This is a genomic window from Maribacter sp., from assembly GCF_039968975.1.
Lineage (GTDB): Bacteria > Bacteroidota > Bacteroidia > Flavobacteriales > Flavobacteriaceae > Maribacter.
In genome coordinates this window covers 1-4,032 of the sequence record NZ_JBDVOT010000010.1, presented here as the reverse complement: position 1 = coordinate 4,032, position 4,032 = coordinate 1, and the positions used below count along the sequence as shown (strand labels likewise).

Below are 4,032 nucleotides of genomic sequence, written 5' to 3'. Positions count from 1 at the left end.
GGGTATGCGATAATGAAAAGAAAATTGGAAAAGATATTTACGGTGTTCGGCTAACGCACTTCTCTGCCTTAAAAAACTTAAAACACTCTAAAACAATTATTACCGTAGCTAATGAAGAGGACCAAAACACGATCAGATCGTTCTTTTCAGATTTAGAACAAAAGCCAGCGGTAGATTATTTCTTCTTTTGCTAACCCAAGCTCAAAAATAATAGTTGCAATCTCACAAGCTTCTAATTTCAAAATAATTATCTTTGCTTTAATCAAAAATAGGAATGCAATTTAAATATCCAGAACTTCTTTGGGGTCTTTTACTACTACTCATTCCTATACTAATTCACCTATTTCAATTACGCCGATTTAAGAAAACACCCTTTACCAATGTAAAGTTCTTAAAACAAGTAGTTTCTGAATCTAGAAAAAGCAGCACCTTAAAAAAATGGCTACTGCTCTTTACTAGAATGGGCTTACTTGCCGCATTAGTTTTCGCATTTGCCCAACCTTTTATAGCTAATGAAACTGCGCTAAAAGAAAAAGAAACTGTTTTTTATCTAGACGATTCTTTTAGCATGAACGGGCAAATTGATAACGGTAACCTTTTTAAAAACACCATTCAAGATTTCATAGAAAACATACCTTCTGATCAAAAGTTTACGCTATTTACCAATAAACAGGTATTCAAAGATGTTGACATAAAAGACATACAGAACGAGTTGCTTAACCTTTCTGTAGGTTCAGAGCAATTAGGCATTTCTGAAATAATTCTAAAAGGAAAAACCTACTTCACTACTAATCCTGCAGCACAGAAAAACTTGGTGCTCATATCAGATTTTCAAAAACGAATGGGCGACCTTTCGGTTATAGATTCAACTAACGGAGTTAATACTAGGTTTATAAAACCTACTAACGACATCATTACTAATACTTCTATAGATACCGTTTTTATTGCAGAGCGCAATAATGACAATGTAGAATTAGTGGCACAGATATCCACAAATTCTGAAGAACAAACCATACCTGTTTCTTTATTTAACAACGATAAACTAATAGCCAAAACAGCAGCTAATTTTGATGGAAACAAAAAGGCTGATGTACGGTTTACCATAAACGCAAATGACATTATTTTAGGCAAAGTTGCCATTATGGATACAGGATTGGATTATGACAATCAGTTCTATTTCAATATTGACGAAAAGTCTAAAATCAAAGTACTGGCAATAGGTAATTCATCTGCAGATTATTTAAATCGCATATATATCAATGATGAGTTCAATTTTACCAGTAGTACTTTAGCGCAACTAAATTACAGTACAATTGAAAATCAAGATTTAGTAATCCTGAATGAAATAACAAATTTACCGACTTCTCTAATAACTGCCTTAAAATCTCTAAGCACTAACGGCAGTAGTTTTGTATTGATCCCTGCCGTAAATAGTGACATTACTTCATACAATCAGTTATCAACTACTTTTAATCAAACTCAGTTTTCTAACATTATGGAACAAGAAATATCCATAGCAAATGTAAAGACTGCGCATCCATTATTTGAGAATGTATTTGATAAGAAAGTGACAGATTTTCAATTTCCAAGTGTTCAAAAGCGTTATAAGTTTAAAACTAAAGCACCGGTAGCACTATCTTTTCAGAATAACGAACCATTTTTAGCAGGCGCGCAAAATGCCTATTTCTTTAGTGCGGCAATCAGTAGTGAAAATTCTAATTTCAAGAATTCTCCATTGATTGTTCCTGCCTTTTATAATATGGGTATGAATAGTCTAAAGCTACCTCCATTGTATGCAATTAACGGTAGCAATGTAGAAATAGAATTGCCAATTACGTTGCAACAAGATGATATCATTAAAATAGCAAACGCTACAAACGAATTCATTCCGCAACAACGCGTGCTTCCTAAAAAAGTACAAGTAACTTTTATAGAAAACCCCAAAGAAGCCGGCATCTACAAAATCATGCATAATGAAAATACCATTAGGCACATCAGTTTTAATAACGATAGGAAAGAGAGCGAGTTGTTATACACTACGCTGCCTGAAAATAACAGTAATACATCAGTATCAAATTTCTTTTTAGAAAGTCAAAATAACAATGCCATAAACGAGTTTTGGAAATGGTTTGCTATTTTAGCATTGGCTTTTGTTCTAATAGAAACGGTACTACAAAAATTCTTAAAATAACTATTAACGAACAACCCATACCCTATGAATATACTTTTAAAATCAGTGACTATAGTAAATGGGAGTACTAAAAACCTTCATCTTAAGAAGAGGGATATTTTAATTAAAAAAGGTATTATAGATGCTATTGAAACCACTATTGAGCCTAGTGGCAAAACAAAGGTCATAGCAATAAAAGATTTACATGTTTCACTAGGTTGGTTTGACAGCGGAGTTAGTTTTGGAGAACCAGGACATGAAGAAAGAGAAACTATTGAAAACGGATTGGCAACCGCTGCTAAAAGCGGATTTACAGATGTTATCTTAAACACTAGCAGTCACCCAACACCAGATTCCGCATCTGATATTGTGTACCTAAAAAATGCTGCTAAAGATCAATTAACAAATTTACACCCATTAGGCAATTTGACGGTAAAGGGTGAAGGCGAAGTACTGGCAGAGCTTTATGATATGAAGAATGCAGGAGCCTTGGGTTTTTATGATTATAAGCATCCGATGGCAAATGCCAACCTTTTAAAAATAGCCTTACAATACGCTCAAAATTTTGATGGTATGGTCTTTTCTTTTCCGTTGGATAAAAGCATATCTGGAAAAGGAATTGTTAACGAAGGTATTACCAGTACCAAACTAGGCTTAAAGGGGATTCCTGCACTAGCGGAAGAATTACAGATAGCACGAGATTTGTTTGTATTGGAATATACGGGAGGTAAATTATTTATACCTACAATATCTACAGCAAATTCTGTGAAGCTTATAGCCGATGCAAAGAAAAAAGGATTGCAGGTATCTTGCAGCGTAGCTGCTCACAACCTTGTCATTACTGATGTCGCATTAGAAGATTTTGATACAAAATATAAAGTAATGCCACCTTTACGTACAACGGCAGATATAAAAGCATTACAAAAAGGAGTAAAAAACGGCACTATAGATTTTGTAACATCTGACCATACTCCACTAAATATAGAATTAAAACATGTAGAGTTTGACAATGCTGATTTTGGATCTATAGGAATAGAAAGCATATTCGGTATGTTAAACGAACTTTTTAACACTGAGGAAACCATTTCTTTACTAACGAAAGGGCGTTCCGTTTTCGGAATAGAAGAGCCACAGTTAGAAGTAGGCAAAGAAGCAAACCTCTCGCTTTTTACTACAGATGACACTTATGAATTTTCAGAAGATCAGATCTTTAGCTCCAGTAAAAACTCCATAGCTATTGGTAAGCCAATGAAAGGAAAAGTAGTAGGTAGCATTGCCAATAACCAATTAGTACTAAATAATTAAAATGGAGAAATCTCCCGAGATACCAGGTAGAACTACGGCAATAATTGCCTATTTAACCATAGTTGGGGCTATAATTGCCTTATCTATGAATAACGAACCGCAGTATCGTTTTGCAAGAATTCATACCAGGCAGGCATTTGGTCTGCACTTAATGTTTCATGGTTTTGCCATTTTTTCTAGCGTATGGTTTAACCAATACGCTCTTTATGGTCTATACCTTTGCTACATTGTTCTTTGGGTATATGGCTTTATTGGCGCATTGAGCAACAAAGAACAAATAGTACCTATTGTAGGTCCGTATTTTCAAAAATGGTTCACCTTTATCAAATAATACAATGACAACAGCTCCCCTATCCTTAGAACACATTATAAGACCATCTAGTCTAACCGATAAAAAACCTCCGGTTCTTTTTATGCTACATGGTTATGGAAGTAATGAAGAAGACCTATTTTCTTTTGCTCCGGAATTACCAGAAGAACTATGCATAATAGCCGTACGTGCACCTTATATTTTACAACCATACGGTTATGCGTGGTATGCCATTAATTTTGATGAT

The 4,032-nt window shown here is 34.5% G+C and carries 3 protein-coding genes and 2 pseudogenes; all 5 read left to right on the top strand.

Going from position 1 to position 4,032, the window contains the following annotated elements:
• Positions 1 to 194, top strand: a pseudogene (locus ABJI11_RS00435) (glycosyltransferase family 2 protein); the annotation flags it as partial.
• Positions 195 to 274: 80 nt separating this feature from the next.
• Complete coding sequence (locus ABJI11_RS00430; protein ID WP_348348484.1) at positions 275 to 2,191, top strand: BatA domain-containing protein; 1,917 nt, start codon at positions 275 to 277, stop codon at positions 2,189 to 2,191.
• A gap of 24 nt (positions 2,192 to 2,215) precedes the next feature.
• On the top strand, positions 2,216 to 3,475 hold the full coding sequence (locus ABJI11_RS00425) for a dihydroorotase (RefSeq protein WP_348348482.1): 1,260 nt from the start codon (positions 2,216 to 2,218) through the stop codon (positions 3,473 to 3,475).
• Between the two features lies 1 nt (position 3,476).
• Positions 3,477 to 3,806: a hypothetical protein gene (locus tag ABJI11_RS00420; protein WP_036153748.1), complete on the top strand. Its 330-nt coding sequence runs from the start codon at positions 3,477 to 3,479 to the stop codon at positions 3,804 to 3,806.
• Positions 3,807 to 3,810: 4 nt separating this feature from the next.
• Positions 3,811 to 4,032: pseudogene (locus ABJI11_RS00415) on the top strand (phospholipase); the annotation flags it as partial.

What these genes read in the sequence shown, in the direction of transcription:
- ABJI11_RS00430 (WP_348348484.1), top strand. Translation starts at nt 275, where the DNA reads ATGCAATTTAAATATCCAGAACTTCTTTGGGGTCTTTTACTACTACTC.
- ABJI11_RS00425 (WP_348348482.1), top strand. Translation starts at nt 2,216, where the DNA reads ATGAATATACTTTTAAAATCAGTGACTATAGTAAATGGGAGTACTAAA.
- ABJI11_RS00420 (WP_036153748.1), top strand. Translation starts at nt 3,477, where the DNA reads ATGGAGAAATCTCCCGAGATACCAGGTAGAACTACGGCAATAATTGCC.